Here is a 17,205-nt window from a genome sequence, read left to right as displayed (position 1 = left end):
AATTAGAGAAGCTTATTTTATTTTTAAAACTTCTGCTGTATGTTTTCTAAGCTCTGCTAAAAGCTCCGGCTTATCATTTAAAGTCTGACCATAAGAAGGAATCATTTTCTTTAATTTAGCTTCCCATTCTGGTGTTTTAATTTGATTGGTAAAACATCTGCTAATCAAATCAACCATAATCGCTACGGCTGTAGAAGCACCTGGAGAAGCACCCAATAAAACTGCTAAAGTTCCGTCATGTGTATTAATTACTTCGGTACCAAATTCTAAAATACCGCCTTCTTTTTCATCTTTCTTAATAACCTGAACACGTTGTCCTGCTTTTTCTAATTTCCAATCTTTAGAACGTGCAGTTGGTAAATATTCACGTAAAGCTTTCATTCTATCTTTTGGAGACTGGCGAACCTGCTCAATCAAATACTTTGTCAGCGGGATATTATGATAACCTGCCGCAAGCATTGGAATTAAGTTATTAGCTTTAATTGACAAAGGCAAATCTAAATAAGAACCGTTTTTTAAGAAACGAGTTGAGAACCCAGCAAATGGTCCAAAAAGAAGTGCTTTTTCCCCATCGATTACACGGGTGTCAATGTGAGGAACAGACATTGGTGGAGCTCCAACACTTGCTTTTCCGTAAACTTTTGCCTGATGTTTAGCAATAACCTCTGGATTAGTACATTTCAGCCATTGTCCACTTACTGGAAAACCGCCGTAACCATGTCCTTCTGGTACATTTGCTTTTTCTAGCAAAGGTAAAGAACCGCCGCCTGCACCAATAAATACGAATTTAGTGTAAGCTTTACGAATTTTTCCTGTAGACAAATCTTTAATCTTTATTCTCCAAGATTTATCTTCACGCTGTCTTAGTTTTTTAACTTCGTGATTAAAAAATAAAGAAACGCCATCTAATTTTTCTAAATAATTGAACATACTTCTGGTTAAGGCACCAAAATTTACATCGGTACCAATTTCCATATGTGTGGCTGCTAATTTTTCATCAGCATTTCGTCCTTCCATTACCAGCGGCATCCATTTTTTTAGCTGCTCGACATCGGTACTGAAAGTCATTTCAGAAAAAATTGGATTGCTCTGCAGAGCTTCAAATCTCTTTTTTAAATAATTTACGTTTTTATCTCCCCATACAAAACTCATATGAGGTACGCTTTTAATAAAATTTTCAGGAGAAGGCACTTTTTTTTCCTGCACTAAGTAAGACCAAAACTGTCTTGAAATCTCAAAAGATTCTGCAATACTTATTGCTTTTTTAGGATCGATACTGCCATCTGCCTTTTCTGGAGTATAATTTAGTTCACAAAAGGCAGAATGTCCAGTTCCTGCATTATTCCAAGCATCAGAGCTTTCTGCAGCAGCAACATCTAATCTTTCGTAAATTTCAATTTTTATATCCGGTTGTAATTCTTTCAAAATTACTCCTAGAGTGGCACTCATAATTCCAGCTCCAATGAGTACTACATCACTATTTGAACGTATGGTTTCGTCAGGCATAACAGTATTTTTATTTAAAGTGCAAAGGTACTTTTTTAATTGCAAAAAAAAACTAATTTTTAGATGATAAAAGTTAGGATTTTCTAAAAACCTTTAAATTATAAACAATAAATAAGACGAAGAGCGTTATTTTTTTGCGGAAAGATAATCTTGAAGTAAAATTGTAGCAGATATCTCGTCTATTAAACCTTTATTTTGACGCTGTTTTTTATTTAAACCGCTGTCGATCATTGTTTGGAATGCCATTTTTGAAGTAAAACGCTCATCTACTCGAATCACTTTCATATCTGGAAAAATATTTGAAAAATGAGTTGCAAAACCATTAATTATAGAAGCACTTTCTGAAGGCTGCCCATTCATTTGCTTAGGCTCACCAATTAATACTGCTTCGACTTTTTCTTTTGCAAAATAATCTTTTAAAAAATCAATTAAAGTATGAGTTGGAATTGTTGTAAGACCTGATGCAATAATCTGCATTTCGTCTGTAACAGCGATTCCTGTACGTTTTTGTCCGTAATCTATAGAAAGGATTCTAGGCATTTACTTTTTTTGACAAATTTAATTAAAACCAGTTTATAATACTTCGATCCTATTATAAAAAAATAAATCATACAAACGTCTAATCATAGTGAGTAAGAAATGTCTTATTCAGTTACAAAAATGTCTTCTTCGTCATTTTAATAAAATATAACTCACTTTTATTTGCACGAAAAAAAAGATCTCAATACACTTTTGATTGCATTGAAAGTGATTGTTTCAAAATATATAAAATGAATAACTACAAAAAAAGCATCGCATTATTTCTTAAGAGATTCATATTGATTATTCTGATATATCAATTGACCAGAATTTTATTTTATTTGATAAATTTCAAACTATTTGATTCTTTTACTTTTCAAACATTTGCTGGCGGTTTAATATTCGATTTTGCTGCCGTAAGCTATATAAATATAGTTTTTCTAGTTGCTCATCTAATTCCAGGCAATTTTAAGTACACCAATAAATATCAATACATTCTAAAAATCAGTTTTTACCTGATAAACCTCTTATTTATTGCCACCAATTTTATTGACATTATTTATTACAGATTTACCGGAAGAAGAAGTACATTTGGAATGATCACTGCTAAAGGTATGGAGCGTGAAGCAATTGGTCTTATTCCATCTTTTCTTCAAGAATTTTGGTATATCGCAGTTGTTTTTATAATTCTGAGTATTTTATTATGGAAAATGATTCCAGATCTAAATGGTAATTTATTGCCGAATAAATTAGCGAAAAAAGATTATTATATAAAAACTGCTCTTCTAACAATTGGCATTACTTTGTTATTGATTTTAGGCCGTGGAGGTTTACAAAAAAAGCCTATAAAAATTGTTGACGGAATAAAATATGGTGCAATTACCAACACTCCATTAGTTTTGAATACTCCGTTTACGATTATAAAAACTTTCATAAAAAAAGATGATATTGAAAAAGTAAACTATTTTGATTCCAAAGAATTAAAAACAATTTACAATCCAATTATTTCATTAAGACCAACGACTACTCCAAACAAAAGAAATGTTGTTATTTTAATATTAGAAAGTTTTGGAAATGAAAATGTTGGACGTGGTCAAACACCCTTTTTAGATTCTCTTATTACGAAATCATATTATTTTAAAAATGGATTTGCTAACGGAAAAGTTTCTATTGATGCTGTACCTTCAATACTTTCAAGTATTCCAAGTTTAATGAATAATTCTTTTATATCATCCAGTTATTCAGTAAATAAAATAAACGGTCTTCCTAAAATTTTAAAGAAAGAAGGTTATTCTACTTCTTTTTTTCATGGTGCTTTTAATGGAAGCCAGAACTTTGATCAATATGCAAAAGTAGCAGGATTTGATCAATATTACGGAAAGGATCAATATACTGGACCAGAAGCTTTTGATGGAAAATGGGGGATTTTTGACGAAGAATTTTTACAGTTCTTTTCTTCCAAACTTTCTTCTTTTCAAGAGCCTTTTTTTAGTTCTTTATTTACTATCTCTTCTCATAATCCTTATACAATTCCAAAAAAATATATTGGAAAATTTCCAAAAGGAACAACAAGAATACAAGAAAGCATTGCCTATACAGATTATGCTCTAAGAAAATTTTTTGAAACCGCTAAAAAACAAAAGTGGTACAAGAACACACTCTTTGTAATTTCATCAGATCATACTTCATCAGAAGGAGATAGAAATACTGATAAAACAAATATTGGGAAGTTTAGAATTCCAATATTATTTTTCGATCCTTCAAATTCAAATCTTGTTGGGATAAATGAAAAAAACTTCCAACAAATTGACATTATGCCGAGTATTTTAGATTACTTAAATATAAAAGCAGAAATTGTAAGCTTTGGAAAGAGTTACAAATCTAAAGATGACTTTGTAGTGTATTATCTTGGCGGAACCTATCATTATATAAATGATGATTACTACCTAGCATTTGCTAATAATCAGACGATTGGTTTCTATAAATGGAAAGAAGATACTTTATTAAAAAACAATTTAATGAACCAGAATTCATTCAAAGTTAAAGAAGCAGAAAAATTCATAAAAGCTTATATACAATCTTTTAATGAGAGAGTAATCAATAATCAACTGACTTTGTAAAACATAAAAAAATCCGCCTCGAAAACTCAAGACGGACCTATCCAAATATTTAAACCTAAAAAATAACTCAAATTATCTACCAAACAATCGGCCAAAAAAGCCTCTATGTTCTTCCTCTTCTCCATCTTCTTCTTCAACATAATTAGCAAACTTAGCTTGCGCCTTTTCGTGTTCGTAAATCAACTCCTTAATATATTCAACATAAGATCTTTTTTTCTCTTCTAAAAATCCGATCAGATATTTTTCGCTGAATTCAACCCCGCTCGCCGCTTCAATTTGTAATAATTTTTTATACAAAGGTTCAATATGCATTGCAATTACTTCTTGCGGAACAGCTTGTCTTCGTCCAAAATAATTTACAATAACATCATTTTCGTCACGTGCGATTTCAAAATCGGTAATTACCCAATAGTATCTTCCGGATTTAGCGAGATTTTTTACAATAGCATGAAAGTTTTTACCGTTTTTAAGATTTTCCCAAAGTACTTTAAAAATAACTTTAGGCATGTCTGGGTGACGTATAATATTATGCGGCTGTCCCATTAATTCGTAATCTTCGTAACCACAAACATCTACAAATACTTCGTTGGCATATTCAATAATACCAAAGGCATTTGTTTTACTCATAATAACTTGTGTTTTATCCCAAGTTACCTCTTTGTCAATAATTACTCTGTTCTGAAGTTGATTTTCTTGATTCATATTTTACTGCTTATATGATTAATTTATTGAATGGAATGTTTTTCAATGATGCGAAATTAGAGAGAAGAAAAAACACAAAATCTGACTTTTGTCATATTTTGACATAAAAAAAACTTCTAGAGGTAGTTTTAAAAAATCTTTAATCCGTATAACAATGCTAAGTTTTACAAATAAGAAACAAAAAGTTAAATCTGTAACATTTTCAAGTCGTTTTGCTTTTTTGCATTTCTACAAATACGTTATCTTTGCCAAAAATTTAAACGTATGAATTCTTTACAGACTATAATTGAACAAGCTTGGGAAAACAGAGCTTTATTGCAAGAAACTACAACAACTGATGCTATTAGAGAAGTTATCGAATTGGTAGACGCAGGAAAATTACGCGTTGCTGAACCAGTTGGTGATAAATGGCAGGTAAACGAATGGGTTAAGAAAGCTGTTGTGATGTATTTCCCAATTCAAAAAATGGAAACATGGGAATCTGGTATTTTCGAATATCACGATAAAATGTTACTTAAAAGAGATTATGCTGCAAAAGGAATTCGTGTAGTACCAAACGCTGTGGCTCGTTATGGAGCTTACATTTCTAGCGGTGTTATCTTAATGCCAAGTTATGTAAACATTGGTGCTTATGTTGATGAAGGAACAATGGTTGATACTTGGGCTACTGTTGGAAGCTGTGCACAAATTGGTAAAAATGTACACTTAAGCGGTGGTGTTGGTATTGGTGGTGTTCTTGAGCCATTACAAGCTGCTCCTGTTATTATCGAAGACGGCGCTTTTATTGGTTCTCGCTGTATTGTTGTTGAAGGCGTTCACGTTGGAAAAGAAGCTGTTCTTGGCGCTAACGTTTGTTTAACTGCTTCAACAAAAATCATTGATGTTACAGGTGATGAACCAGTTGAAATGAAAGGTTTTGTACCAGCTCGTTCTGTAGTAATCCCTGGAAGCTACACTAAAAAATTCGCTGCAGGAGAATTTCAAGTTCCTTGCGCTTTAATTATTGGTACTCGTAAGCCATCTACAGATTTAAAAACTTCTTTAAATAATGCGCTTCGTGAATACGATGTTGCTGTATAGATTTTAAAATCCAATATTATAAAAATCCAAATTCCAATCTTCATCAATTGGAATTTGGATTTTTTTTATTTAGAATTTTTCTTTTGAAGTTTTAAAAGCTTTGCATATTTCATATAAGAAAAAAATGCTTGAATCATTGCAATTGATAATCCGTCGAGGCCATTGAAAATTCCTTTTTTAAAGAAATAACATCGAATGAAAGCTACTGTTCCATTAAGAACTGGTTTAAAAGCATTAATTCTTTTTCCCTGATCATATAATTGCTGCGCATGCCATCCAGAATATTGATTCTTTTTAGCAATAATTTGATCAAAAGAATCCCAGCCGTAATGCAGAATATGCACTGCTACTTTTTTCTCATTTTGAGTAACTATTTTCTGATGTACTTTAGAATCCGAGGGATGAGCTGTTTGTTTATTAAAAAAACGAACTTTATGATCTGGGTACCAACCTGAAAAATCAATTAATTTATCTGCCAAAAAGTTTTTTACTCTAAAACTAAAGGCATCATAATTTCCTTCCAGATATTTTTTATTCAATATAAATTCTTGGGCATCTTTATCTAGAAACTCATCTGCATCTAAATTCAAAATCCAATCGTTTTTGCAATATGGAAGCCCGTGAGTGCGTTGTGGCCCGTCTCCTAAAAAACTTTGCTCGATAACTATTGCACCTTTTTGTTTAGCAATTTCAACTGTACGGTCTTTACTAAAAGAATCTACTACAACTACTTCATCGCAAACTTTTAATAAAGCATCAATACATTTTCCAATATTTTTTTCTTCATTGAAAGTAATAACCAAACCACTAATTTCCATTACAAAATTTAATTTATGAGCCACAAAAATATAACATTTTTATTTTAGTTTATTCTTAATCTTGCAATACGGTTGCACACTTCTTAAAATAGTTTGTAATTTAGCCCATAAATTGAATTTTAAATAGATGAGAATATTAGTCATTCAGCAAAAAAGAATTGGAGACGTATTAACCAGCACAATAATCTGTAACAACTTAAAAACTAAGTTTCCAGATTCGGTTATCGATTACATGTGTTATCCGAATTCTATTGATGTTCTAAAAGAAAATCCGAATATAGATAACATTATTCCGGTAACTAATAAAATTCGAAAATCGACTTTTGGGTTCATTAAATTCATTTTTGAGATTAGAAGAAAAAAATATGACGCCGTAATAGACGTTTACAGTAAATTAGGAACCAACTTAATTACATTTTTCTCTGGTGCAAAATATAAAGTTTCGTACCATAAATGGTATTCTAATATCTTTTACAATTATAGCTACGAGCGCTTTGACGCTATAAAATCAGAATATGGTCTAGCAATAGAAAATAGATTATTATTGCTAAAACCTTTCTTTTCTGAAAAAATAACAAATGTAAAACCAAAGATCTTTTTAAAAGAATCTGAGATTAATGAAGCAAAAAATCTTCTAAAAAGCTACAATGTAGACCCTGAAAAACCATTGATCATGTTTGGAATTTTAGGAAGCGAGCATTACAAAACTTATCCGCTTGACGGAATGGCAAAAATTATAGATTTTACTGTAGCTAAGACAAACGCGACTATTCTATTTAATTATATTCCGAATCAGAAAGAACAAGCATTGGAGGTTTACAATTATTGTTCTGAAGAAACAAAAAAGCATATTATTTTCGATTTGTACGCAACAGATTTACGCCAGTTTTTAGCTTTGCTTTCTCAATGCGAGATGCTGATTGGAAATGAAGGAGGTGCCGTAAATATGGCAAAAGCATTAGAAATTCCGACTTTTTCAATCTTTACGCCTTCTGTTAGAAAAGAAACTTGGCAGTTATTTGAAAATGAAGCTAAAAATGCTTCTATTCATTTAAAAGACTTAAAACCTGAAATATACGAACAGCATACCGAACAATATATTAAAGAGCATACTTTTGAATATTATGCCGAATATCCTTTACCATTAATGCTGGAAAAACTAGAAGCTTATTTTCAAGAATATAAAAATTGAAAAATTAAAAGCATCAGATGAGTATAGAAAAACAAAAGTTATCGGTTTTAATTATTACGCTTAATGAAGAACAGCATATAAAATCGCTTCTTGAAGATATTGACTTTGCTGATGAAATAATTGTTGTTGATTCTTATAGTGCTGATAAAACTGTCAGTATAGTACAATCGATTCCGAATGTAAAATTAATTCAAAAACAATTTATTGACTATACTTCGCAAAGAAATTTTGCATTAGATCATGCAAAAAACAATTGGATATTATTTATTGATGCCGATGAACGCTTAACTCCTGAGCTTAAAGCTGAAATTACCTCAACTATAAACAATAAAAATGCTGCGAGTGCTTATTTGATTTATAGAACTTTTATGTTCAAAAACAAAAAACTGTATTTTAGCGGCTGGCAAACCGACAAGATTTTCAGGCTTTTCAACAAAGTAGACTGCAGATATACGGAAGATAGAATGGTACACGAAAAACTAATCGTGAATGGAAAAACTGCTGTTCTCCAAAACAAAATTATTCACTTTTCTTATACTTCTTATGAAGAGTATAAATTGAAAATGAAAAAATACGGAATTTTGAAAGCCAATGAGAAAATAAAAAAAGGACAGAAGCCAGCTCATTTATTACTGTACTTCCATCCTCTTTATACTTTCTTGTACCAATACTTAATTAGACTTGGATTTTTAGACGGCATGAAAGGAATAACAATTTGTTACCTTAATGCGTATAGTATTTTTATTCGATATAAAGAAATGAGAAAACTTACTTCTTCCAGAATTTAAGCTTTTTCTTTAGGCGTTTTTTTCTGTAAAATTGCTCTTGAAAATCTGCTGTATATTTCCATAAAGTATCAAAAATCTTTTGCTCAGATTCTGGATATAATTTAGCATATTCATTACTCATTACTGCCACCATTTCTTTTAAAGGAGTCAAACGGCGTAGATTGTGCATGCGCTGTTCAAAAGTTAACGATGAATGAAATTCCATTCTGTTTAAATCAACCAAAAAGAAGTCATAATTCCCGTCGGCATTCTTTTTAATTAAAGTGTTTCCTGGAGAATGATCTATAAATTCAATTCCTTTTTCGTGAAGTTCAAAACTAAATCTTGTAAACTGTCTTAAAATATTTTCATGATCTGGATAATCAGGAATTTCCACAAGTTCTCTGTATGTCAAATCAGCATTTAAATGTTCGCTTACATAATAACTGTCATTTAGACCTAAAAGAGTAGAATTTTCTAAAAATGCAATTGGTTCTGGAGTTCCTATTCCTTTTTCTAACAAAATAGTCGCATATTCAAATGAACGTCTTGCTTTTGACTTTCTAAAATATTTATAAGCAACTTTGTTAATTAAATTCGGAATTTTAAATGATTTTATATTGATCGTTTTACCGTTTAAATCAAATAATTTAATCTTGTTACGATCTCCATTTCCAAAAAGTTCACCAGTAGAACTAAATCTTTTGATTTTGTCAAGTACGGACTCAGTGCTATTTTCGAAAATTGGATTTACTTTAAAATTCATCAGTTATTTTTTATAGCAACAAAAATACGTATAGAATTTAAATACTTCAAATTAATATTTCCTTTTCATAGAAATTCATCTGTTGTAATGCTTCCCATAATTTTTAAAAACGGAATACAAAAAAACAACAGCTTCTAAATTTGAATATATCTTTTTGATATTAATCAAGGTAAACTAGAAAATCCTTCCAATATAGCTTTATAAAAATTGTTAAATATTTATTTCTTAATTTCGTCGAACATTTCAACAGAAAAATACAACATGCGTATAACGTTAATAAGTCTAGATAACTGGGGTCTCAATAAACACATTGCTCAAAATTTGGAACAACAGGGACACACTGTTCACCATATTGACTTTAATGCTTTTAAGTTTAAATATCCATCTGTATTCCATAAAGCCTATAATTTCATTTTAAAAGCTTTCTTCAAAACCAATTTGAAGCACCAGCACTATGGGAAAGAAATTATAAATCAATTAAAGAAAAATCGAGAAATTCAAGATGTAATTTTGACGATAAAAGGAGATTTTATCACTCCTAAAAGTGTCTTAGAATTTAAACAATACACAAAGAAATCTATTGGTTTCTTTAATGACAATACGTATCGCTGTCCAAAAATCAAAAGAGTTCTTCATTGCTTTGATGAGGTTTATTCTTTTGAAAAAGAAGACTGCACAAAATTCAATTTGAAATTTGCACCCAACTGGATTTACAATTCTGATAATACAGAAAACAAAACTCATTTTGATTATGATGTTTTCAATATTAGTTCGATAGACAAAAGGCTTCCAATTTTAAAAAGAATTGCTGCTAATTTAGCTTCGCAAAAAATAAACTTTAAGTTTATTGTGTATGATAAAAAACAGCAGGATAATGATGAAAATATTACTTATATAAGAAAGCATATGCCTCTGACTGAAGTGAATGATTACATTAGTCGTTCAAAAGTGCTTTTGGATATTAACCGAATTGGCCAAATTGGACTAACGTTTAGAGTTTTTGAAAGTTTGGGTCTAGGCAAAAAACTCATTACAACAAATGCTGATATTAAAAATTACGATTTCTACAATCCGAATAACATTTTGATTATTGACGAGAAAAATCCAATTATACCTGTTTCTTTTTTCGAAAATGAATATGAAAAAATTCCAGAATCAATTTACAATAAATACACTTTAGAAGGCTGGACTGAAAATGTAATTTTCAAAAACAGCACCTTATAAATAGATCTTAAAAATCTAGACCTCTTTATCGAAATCATTGTTTTTAATTTTCACCAACACTTAACTCGAAGTATCTATCTAATTTACAATGTTTTAATTCGTATTTAAATAAAAGTAAATATTTACTTACAATTATTACATGTTTTACAATACTATTCTTTCATTAATTTTATAAGTTTGAGTATGTTTGCAAAAAAATAAAATAGCATCTACTCATTTATTTAGTAGTGCCACAGTCACATTACTAAGTATGATTTTTTCCGTTTTTATATTCCTGATTCCAATTCTAGTTGTTTTAATTTTAAGCGTTTTTACAGTAAACAAAATAATAAAGATAGACTTAACTGAAATGCGCTATCCAGAAATAGATGGTTTAAGAGGCTATTTAGCTTTTTTCGTTTTTCTGCACCATGCTTACATTTGGCAAATCTTTCTAAAAACATCCACTTGGAAAGATCCTGAATCTAATTTATTCAACCAATTTGGTGAAACTTCGGTTGTCTTCTTCTTTATAATAACAGTTTTCTTATTTACAACTAAATTATTCAAGAATAAAACAGGAGAAATAGATTGGTTAAATTATCTGAAATCAAGGTTTTTCAGGCTTTTCCCAATGTATTTTTTCTTTGTAATTATCATTTTTATTATAGTCGGAGTACTTACACAATTTACAGTCAAAGTTCCCTTTATTGAGAATTTAAAAAGCATCATTTCCTGGCTGTTTTTTAATGTAAGTAAAAAGAGTTCAGATCTTAACGGATTAAAAGATACTTTTATAATAAATTCAGGAATAGCTTGGACACTGCCTTACGAATGGACATTTTATTTTTTAGTACCACTTATCGCTTTATGGTTTAAAATAAAAGTCAACCTAAAAGCCGTATTAAGCTTTACGTTTGCTGCTGCAATAATTATGGTTTTAAATAAATCATCATTGAGACACTTTACTCCTTTTCTTGGTGGAATTATAGTTGCCTTAATAATGAACATGAAAAAGACCGAAGCGATTTTTAAGCAAAAGAAATATACAATTCTAGCCTTACTGCTGTTAGGAGTTTCAGTATATTTTTTTAACGGTGGAAAAAAGCCAATTCAAATTATAATTTCATCACTTGTATTTTTAATTATCGCATCTGGAAATAGCTTTTTCGGAATTTTGTCGAGTGCATTTTCACGTAAATTTGGTCAAATAACATACAGTTTATACTTGCTTCATGGTATTTTTCTATTCATACTATTTCATTTTGTTGTTGGACTTGAAAGAGCAAAAACTTTAACTCATCTTGAATTTTGGATGATTGTAACAGTTTCAATTTTACCATTGCTTTTTATTTGTCAACTGACTTTTAAATATATTGAATCGCCTTTGATGTCATTTTCTAAGACAAAAAAATAAAAAAGCAAAATACTTGATTATCCTGCCTATTCAAATAAATAATCTTTTTATTTATAACTTTGCAGCTGTATTATACATTCAAAACCAGTCTAGATTTTTTATAATGAACGAAGAAATAATTAATGCATACGAAGTAATCAAAGAAGGTGGCATCATTCTTTATCCAACAGATACTGTGTGGGGCATTGGCTGTGACGCCACAAATCCTGAAGCTGTTGCCAAAATCTACAAATTAAAACAGCGTGCAGAGACACAAAGCATGATAGTTTTGATGAATGGCGAAAAGATGATTTACAACGTGTTTAAAAACATTCCTGAAGTTGCTTGGCAAATCTGGGATTTATCAGACAAACCAACGACTTTAATTCTGGACGATGCCAGAAATGTGGCACCAAATATTATTGCAGCCGATAAATCATTAGGAGTTCGTTTGATAAAAGAACCTTTCTGCTATAAATTGCTGGAGAGAATGAAAAAACCTTTGGTTTCAACTTCTGCAAATATTTCTGGACAGCCTACACCTCTTACCTTTAAAGACATTAGTCCAGAAATTATAAATGGTGTTGATTATGTGGTAAAATTAAACCAAGACAAAATCAACGGAAAATCTTCTACAATTATCAAATTAACAAACGATTCTCAGGTAAAAGTAATACGTAAATAAAGGGCTTCGACTTCGCTCAGCCTGACAATCCTTATGTCTTTCTGAATGAAGTCGAAGAATATTTTAAACAAAAATCTTAGAATCTTAGCCTCTCAGAACCTTAGTTGCTTAAATATTTTTCAAACTCTCAATCAGCCAATCTACATCTTCTTTGGTGTTGTAATGGCTAAATGAAATTCGAAGATTCGGCAATTTTAGATCTTCTTCAGAAAGCATTTCTTTTAAAACATGCGAAGGTTTAATACTTCCAGACTGGCAGGCACTTCCTCTCGAAACTGCAATTCCTTTCATATCTAAACTAAAAAGAAGCATTGAAGTTTTATCTGATGAAAAAGGTAAAATGATATTAATGATATTATAAAAATCATCTTTTTTTCCATTAATTCTAAAATCAGGAAAATGACTTTCAAGCTGATCAATAAGATATTTTTTCAATTCTAAAATATAGTTTCTTTCCTCATCTAGTTTTTCATACGAAATAGACAAAGCTTTTGCCATTCCGGCAATTTGGTGTACTGCTTCGGTTCCTGCGCGAAGACCTTTTTCTTGTTCTCCGCCAAAAAGTAACGGCTGCAAACCTGAGTTTTTTCTAACAAAGGCAAATCCGATTCCTTTTGGTCCGTGAAATTTATGCGCACTAGCCAAAATGAAGTCAATGGGGGTCTTTTGCAAGTCGATTTCGGTTTTTCCGACAGACTGGACTGTATCAGAATGAAACAAGGCATTATACTGCTTGCAAATAAGGCTTACTCTTTCTAAATCTAAAATTGTTCCTGTTTCGTTATTTACATGCATTAAACTAACTAATGTCTTTTTCTCATCAGATAATAGATTAGACAAGTGCGTTAGATCTAAACTTCCGTCAGCATTTACCTTTACATAATCAACCTGAATATTGTATTCTTCCTGCAGCGCCAAAACAGTATATAGAACAGCGTGATGTTCAATTTTAGAAGTAATAATTCGCTCAACTTTCAAATCTTCAACCGCAGAACGCAGAATCCAATTATCCGCTTCAGTTCCGCCAGAAGTAAAAATTATTTCTTGGGCAGTACAATTGAAATGTTTCGCAATACTTTTTCTGGAAAGCTCTACTATTGTTTTACCATTTCGTCCAAAACTATGTGTAGACGATGGATTACCAAAATCCTCAACCATAATTTTTGTTATTTCCTGAATTACTTCGGGACGTATTGCAGTTGTTGAGGCATTATCTAGATATACTTTTTTCATCGGGACAAAGTTAAGAAATATCAATTGTCAATTCTTAAATATCATTTGCCATTTTTTTCACTATTTTTGACCCAAATAAATTTTACGATGAAAAAATATGCTTCTCTCCTATTATTTGCTTTTTTATTAAACGGCTGCGATGATGGAGATTTAACTGTAGAAACAATAGATTTTGAAAGCGTTACAACTTCTCAAGCCTGCGATCCATTAACCAATACCTTAATTTATAAATTAAAAAATCAAGAAGCGCTTTTACTGCAATTGCCAGAAACTGCGGGAATTGTTAATGATCCTGGAACTTATGAGTATCCAATTGACTCAAAAGGTAACGGACAATATCGTGTAGTTTATAGAGCTTATGATGGCACTGTTGCAACTGCTAATATTTGTGGAGCAATTCCGCCAAGTACTCCTAAAGTTACAGAAGAATGGCTTGCAACAGATGGTATAATTACAATTGAAACTTCACAAATCGAAAAACCAAATACAACTGATGATGGTTCACGCATAACAGGTTATGACCACAGTATTATAATCAAAAATGTAACATTTGCTAAACCGTCTGGAAACCAAACTCAGGCTCAATATGTTTTTGGAACCTACAGTACAACTGTAACTCCTGCTAGTTTAGTTTTCAAAACTAATACTAATGGTACGGCTTACGAATGTGGAGATCTTAAAAAAGTATATAATTACAACAATTCCTTTTATTTAACAATTGATGACATAGATCCTGCTTTAATTGTAAATACAGATACACCAGCAAACCAGCCTAGAACGAGTTTAATTACTGCATCAATGAATAAGGTTTATTATAGAACAGCAAAGGCAGAGACAGGTTCTTTTTCAGAAGCATATATCTGTAATCCGACATCTACACCTGCAATTGACGAAACGTGGAGTGGTCAACTTGGGGTAGCTGGAACAAGCGGAATTATAGAAGTAACAACAACACACGTTGCACAAGTTTATACACATACGATAGTTCTTAGAAATGTAATTTTAGAAAAAGGAAATAGCCATTTTAAACTGGGAAGCCGTTTTCTTTTAGGAAACATCGAAAGAACTGTTAACTAAAAAAATATAGATTTTCGACGAAAATCAAAAAAAATAATTCTTACAAAAAACGTCTGTTTTTCAAAACTGGTTTAATACTAAACCAGAAGGAAAAACAGACGTTTTTTTATGCTCGAAAATGATCGATTTTAAGCTTCTAAATTGGTTTTATTTATTGTTTTGTCTAAAATAAACTTCGGTTGCACCAAGACCATATTTTTGATAATTGGCATCTTGAAAATCAATTCCGTCATAACGGCCTAATAAAAAATCAAGTTCGGCTTTTAAAATTCCTTCGCCGACACCATGAATAAAAACGATTTTCGGAATACGGTTTCGGATCGCAAATTCGATATGTCTTTTTGCCGTTTCTGTTTGTAATGTCAAAATATCATAATTGGACATTCCGCGTTTATTGGGAACCAATTTTTCGATGTGCAAATCAAATTCTGGAACGCCAATATCGCGTTTTTCTTTCTTTTCTTTAACAAAACTCCTCGGTTTTGGCTCTGTTTTTTCTTTCGAAATTTGATCTAAATCTATTCTTTTAATAGAATTCATTAAATCACTGGAATCTTGAACCTTAAGTAATTCGTTGACAAAAAATGTCATCATAAATCCATCTTCAGTTTCTATCAAAACCTCGTTATTTTTAACCGAAACTACCGTTCCGTTTATGGCTTCATCAAGTACAGAAACCTTATCTCCTTTTACCAGCATCCTACTCTTCTTTATCGTTATTTTTACTTGGTGTTTTTGCACTTAGCTGCATCATTCCGAACATGAAAACTACAATTGCAATGATCATGATATAGATGTTTTTTTCTTCTGAAACCTGTTCGTAAAACGCAACCGAAATCGCAAGAATCATTATTATAATTTTAAAAGCTTTCATCAATTCAAAGTTTAAGATTTCAAAAGTATAAAACTTTCAAGTAGTACTTCTATCCTGTGCAAAACGTTTGTCATATTTTTTTAGTAAAATTGCAAAAAGATCTGCCATGACTTTAGAGAAATATATGATCCCATGCTTGTTCAAAACCATCTTCGGTTTTGAATGTTTAGGCTGTGGTTTTCAGCGGTCATTATTCTTACTTTTTCAAGGTGAATTTTCAGCTGCTTTTAAAATGTATCCAGCAATATTTACCTGTCTTTTATTATTTGTTTTTATAGCGCTTCATTTTTTAGACAAATCTAAAAATTACAAAAAATTAGTTTGGAGAATGGCAGCCGTAAATTTCATTTTTATGCTAGGAGGTTATTACTTCAAGCACTTTTATTTTTAGATTTTAGTCCCGAAGCCTCGGGATAGATTTTAGATTTTCTAAAAAATCGCTTCGCTCTTTTTTGGAATTTGGGATTTTAAAAAATTGGAATTTTAAGAACCTTTATTTCTTAATCTGATCCAAAATATCATTCATCATCTCGATTTGAACTTTCTGAATTTCGATTAATTCTTGCTGCTGATGCATAATCAAATGATCGATTTTATCGTGAATCATTCTAATCTCTAATTCTGATTTTAGATTAATCATATAATCTTTTTTAGCTCGATTCCTATCTTTTTCTTCTTGGCGGTTTTGACTCATCATAATCACCGGCGCCTGCAAAGCTGCTACGCAAGAAAGAATTAAATTTAAAAGAATAAACGGATACGGATCAAAACCTTTATTTAAAATAATATAAACATTGGAGCCGATCCAGATAATAATAAAAACAACAAACGAAATAATAAAAGTCCAGCTTCCGCCAAAATCGGCTACTCTATCAGCTACTCTTTGTCCTAAATTTCGAACTTCTTCCTCGTCTTCAACAATACTTACGATAGATTTATCTTGTTTTAATGAAGAAATAACACTTTTCTCCATTGCCGAAAGCGCTCCAATTTCTGTCGAAAGATAATTGGAAATATATTGCTGGCGATAAACATTTAATTCGTTTACAGCGATACAATCGTCATCATTAAAATCAGGAAATTCTTTTTTGATTAAACCCAAAATAGGATCATGAATTGATTTACCACAGATTTTTTCGTTTTCACTAAATGGAAGTCCCGAAATTGCACTCTTAAATGTTTTATTATTTTTCATTTTGATATGTTTTGAAAGCTAATTTACGCAATTAACTTGGTAAGAAACACATAAAAAAGAAGTGTTTAGAAT

General features: G+C 31.0%; 18 protein-coding genes. 9 read left to right on the top strand and 9 right to left on the bottom strand.

The genetic code is table 11. From position 1 onward, the window contains the following. Window positions 1-12: 12 nt before the first annotated feature. Together QE431_RS06985 and ruvX are read right to left on the bottom strand one after the other, a co-directional pair. Entirely contained in the window at window positions 13-1,506 is a 1,494-nt protein-coding gene (locus QE431_RS06985) for a malate:quinone oxidoreductase (protein WP_057118640.1), read from the bottom strand. Window positions 1,507-1,632: 126 nt separating this feature from the next. After that, a complete protein-coding gene (ruvX, locus tag QE431_RS06980; RefSeq protein ID WP_307294145.1) occupies window positions 1,633-2,046 on the bottom strand; it encodes a Holliday junction resolvase RuvX in 414 nt (137 codons plus the stop codon). Between the two features lie 230 nt (window positions 2,047-2,276). On the opposite strand from ruvX, the gene QE431_RS06975 reads away from it, so the two are divergent. Further along, a complete protein-coding gene (locus QE431_RS06975) occupies window positions 2,277-4,145 on the top strand; it encodes an LTA synthase family protein (RefSeq protein ID WP_307294143.1) in 1,869 nt (622 codons plus the stop codon). A 72-nt stretch (window positions 4,146-4,217) separates the two neighbouring features. Here the strand turns inward: QE431_RS06975 and QE431_RS06970 are convergent, their stop codons facing one another. Then, on the bottom strand, window positions 4,218-4,847 hold the full coding sequence (locus QE431_RS06970; RefSeq protein ID WP_307294140.1) for a PAS domain-containing protein: 630 nt from the start codon (window positions 4,845-4,847) through the stop codon (window positions 4,218-4,220). Between the two features lie 264 nt (window positions 4,848-5,111). On the opposite strand from QE431_RS06970, the gene QE431_RS06965 reads away from it, so the two are divergent. Next, window positions 5,112-5,927, top strand: coding sequence for a 2,3,4,5-tetrahydropyridine-2,6-dicarboxylate N-succinyltransferase (locus tag QE431_RS06965; protein ID WP_057118644.1), 816 nt, complete (start codon window positions 5,112-5,114; stop codon window positions 5,925-5,927). Window positions 5,928-5,992: 65 nt separating this feature from the next. Here QE431_RS06965 and QE431_RS06960 read toward each other — a convergent pair whose 3' ends face one another. Further along, window positions 5,993-6,745, bottom strand: coding sequence for a glycosyltransferase family 2 protein (locus tag QE431_RS06960; protein ID WP_307300523.1), 753 nt, complete (start codon window positions 6,743-6,745; stop codon window positions 5,993-5,995). Window positions 6,746-6,872: 127 nt separating this feature from the next. On the opposite strand from QE431_RS06960, the gene QE431_RS06955 reads away from it, so the two are divergent. Together QE431_RS06955 and QE431_RS06950 are read left to right on the top strand one after the other, a co-directional pair. Next, the gene (locus QE431_RS06955) at window positions 6,873-7,937 is read left to right on the top strand and encodes a glycosyltransferase family 9 protein (RefSeq protein ID WP_307294132.1); all 1,065 of its coding nucleotides are present in this window, start codon (window positions 6,873-6,875) and stop codon (window positions 7,935-7,937) included. A gap of 17 nt (window positions 7,938-7,954) precedes the next feature. Further along, on the top strand, window positions 7,955-8,725 hold the full coding sequence (locus QE431_RS06950) for a glycosyltransferase family 2 protein (RefSeq protein WP_307294130.1): 771 nt from the start codon (window positions 7,955-7,957) through the stop codon (window positions 8,723-8,725). Here the strand turns inward: QE431_RS06950 and QE431_RS06945 are convergent. Continuing rightward, a complete protein-coding gene (locus QE431_RS06945) occupies window positions 8,706-9,470 on the bottom strand; it encodes a lipopolysaccharide kinase InaA family protein (protein ID WP_307294127.1) in 765 nt (254 codons plus the stop codon). The two genes, QE431_RS06950 and QE431_RS06945, sit on opposite strands and share 20 nt — an antisense overlap. A gap of 261 nt (window positions 9,471-9,731) precedes the next feature. Between QE431_RS06945 and QE431_RS06940 the strand changes: the two genes are divergently transcribed. The 3 genes from QE431_RS06940 to QE431_RS06930 all read left to right on the top strand — a co-directional run bounded on the left by QE431_RS06940 (window position 9,732) and on the right by QE431_RS06930 (window position 12,754). After that, window positions 9,732-10,694, top strand: a complete 963-nt coding sequence (locus QE431_RS06940; protein ID WP_307294124.1) for a hypothetical protein — start codon at window positions 9,732-9,734, stop codon at window positions 10,692-10,694. Between the two features lie 187 nt (window positions 10,695-10,881). Then, on the top strand, window positions 10,882-12,090 hold the full coding sequence (locus tag QE431_RS06935; RefSeq protein WP_307294121.1) for an acyltransferase: 1,209 nt from the start codon (window positions 10,882-10,884) through the stop codon (window positions 12,088-12,090). Between the two features lie 103 nt (window positions 12,091-12,193). Continuing rightward, on the top strand, window positions 12,194-12,754 hold the full coding sequence (locus tag QE431_RS06930; protein WP_307294119.1) for an L-threonylcarbamoyladenylate synthase: 561 nt from the start codon (window positions 12,194-12,196) through the stop codon (window positions 12,752-12,754). A gap of 108 nt (window positions 12,755-12,862) precedes the next feature. Here QE431_RS06930 and QE431_RS06925 read toward each other — a convergent pair whose 3' ends face one another. Continuing rightward, window positions 12,863-13,987: a cysteine desulfurase family protein gene (locus tag QE431_RS06925; RefSeq protein ID WP_134140952.1), complete on the bottom strand. Its 1,125-nt coding sequence runs from the start codon at window positions 13,985-13,987 to the stop codon at window positions 12,863-12,865. Window positions 13,988-14,074: 87 nt separating this feature from the next. Here QE431_RS06925 and QE431_RS06920 point away from each other — a divergent pair, with 87 nt between their 5' ends. Next, the gene (locus QE431_RS06920) at window positions 14,075-15,064 is read left to right on the top strand and encodes a hypothetical protein (RefSeq protein WP_307294116.1); all 990 of its coding nucleotides are present in this window, start codon (window positions 14,075-14,077) and stop codon (window positions 15,062-15,064) included. Between the two features lie 147 nt (window positions 15,065-15,211). Here the strand turns inward: QE431_RS06920 and QE431_RS06915 are convergent, their stop codons facing one another. After that, window positions 15,212-15,763, bottom strand: a complete 552-nt coding sequence (locus QE431_RS06915; RefSeq protein WP_307294114.1) for a Smr/MutS family protein — start codon at window positions 15,761-15,763, stop codon at window positions 15,212-15,214. A 1-nt stretch (window position 15,764) separates the two neighbouring features. Continuing rightward, window positions 15,765-15,938, bottom strand: coding sequence for a hypothetical protein (locus QE431_RS06910; RefSeq protein ID WP_172426676.1), 174 nt, complete (start codon window positions 15,936-15,938; stop codon window positions 15,765-15,767). A gap of 106 nt (window positions 15,939-16,044) precedes the next feature. Here QE431_RS06910 and QE431_RS06905 point away from each other — a divergent pair, with 106 nt between their 5' ends. Continuing rightward, window positions 16,045-16,329, top strand: coding sequence for a DUF2752 domain-containing protein (locus tag QE431_RS06905; protein WP_307294112.1), 285 nt, complete (start codon window positions 16,045-16,047; stop codon window positions 16,327-16,329). Between the two features lie 102 nt (window positions 16,330-16,431). Here QE431_RS06905 and QE431_RS06900 read toward each other — a convergent pair whose 3' ends face one another. After that, on the bottom strand, window positions 16,432-17,133 hold the full coding sequence (locus QE431_RS06900) for a DUF1003 domain-containing protein (protein ID WP_307294111.1): 702 nt from the start codon (window positions 17,131-17,133) through the stop codon (window positions 16,432-16,434). Window positions 17,134-17,205 lie beyond the last annotated feature (72 nt).

Source organism: Flavobacterium sp. SORGH_AS_0622 (genome assembly GCF_030818825.1).
Lineage (GTDB): Bacteria > Bacteroidota > Bacteroidia > Flavobacteriales > Flavobacteriaceae > Flavobacterium.
This window is presented reverse-complemented; position numbering and strand designations above follow the sequence as displayed.

Excerpts from the sequence above, each read along its gene's own strand:
- QE431_RS06985 (WP_057118640.1), bottom strand. The coding sequence starts at position 1,506 with ATGCCTGACGAAACCATACGTTCAAATAGTGATGTAGTACTCATTGGA.
- ruvX (WP_307294145.1), bottom strand. The coding sequence starts at position 2,046 with ATGCCTAGAATCCTTTCTATAGATTACGGACAAAAACGTACAGGAATC.
- QE431_RS06975 (WP_307294143.1), top strand. The coding sequence starts at position 2,277 with ATGAATAACTACAAAAAAAGCATCGCATTATTTCTTAAGAGATTCATA.
- QE431_RS06970 (WP_307294140.1), bottom strand. The coding sequence starts at position 4,847 with ATGAATCAAGAAAATCAACTTCAGAACAGAGTAATTATTGACAAAGAG.
- QE431_RS06965 (WP_057118644.1), top strand. The coding sequence starts at position 5,112 with ATGAATTCTTTACAGACTATAATTGAACAAGCTTGGGAAAACAGAGCT.
- QE431_RS06960 (WP_307300523.1), bottom strand. The coding sequence starts at position 6,745 with ATGGAAATTAGTGGTTTGGTTATTACTTTCAATGAAGAAAAAAATATT.
- QE431_RS06955 (WP_307294132.1), top strand. The coding sequence starts at position 6,873 with ATGAGAATATTAGTCATTCAGCAAAAAAGAATTGGAGACGTATTAACC.
- QE431_RS06950 (WP_307294130.1), top strand. The coding sequence starts at position 7,955 with ATGAGTATAGAAAAACAAAAGTTATCGGTTTTAATTATTACGCTTAAT.
- QE431_RS06945 (WP_307294127.1), bottom strand. The coding sequence starts at position 9,470 with ATGAATTTTAAAGTAAATCCAATTTTCGAAAATAGCACTGAGTCCGTA.
- QE431_RS06940 (WP_307294124.1), top strand. The coding sequence starts at position 9,732 with ATGCGTATAACGTTAATAAGTCTAGATAACTGGGGTCTCAATAAACAC.
- QE431_RS06930 (WP_307294119.1), top strand. The coding sequence starts at position 12,194 with ATGAACGAAGAAATAATTAATGCATACGAAGTAATCAAAGAAGGTGGC.
- QE431_RS06925 (WP_134140952.1), bottom strand. The coding sequence starts at position 13,987 with ATGAAAAAAGTATATCTAGATAATGCCTCAACAACTGCAATACGTCCC.
- QE431_RS06920 (WP_307294116.1), top strand. The coding sequence starts at position 14,075 with ATGAAAAAATATGCTTCTCTCCTATTATTTGCTTTTTTATTAAACGGC.
- QE431_RS06915 (WP_307294114.1), bottom strand. The coding sequence starts at position 15,763 with ATGCTGGTAAAAGGAGATAAGGTTTCTGTACTTGATGAAGCCATAAAC.
- QE431_RS06910 (WP_172426676.1), bottom strand. The coding sequence starts at position 15,938 with ATGAAAGCTTTTAAAATTATAATAATGATTCTTGCGATTTCGGTTGCG.
- QE431_RS06905 (WP_307294112.1), top strand. The coding sequence starts at position 16,045 with ATGACTTTAGAGAAATATATGATCCCATGCTTGTTCAAAACCATCTTC.
- QE431_RS06900 (WP_307294111.1), bottom strand. The coding sequence starts at position 17,133 with ATGAAAAATAATAAAACATTTAAGAGTGCAATTTCGGGACTTCCATTT.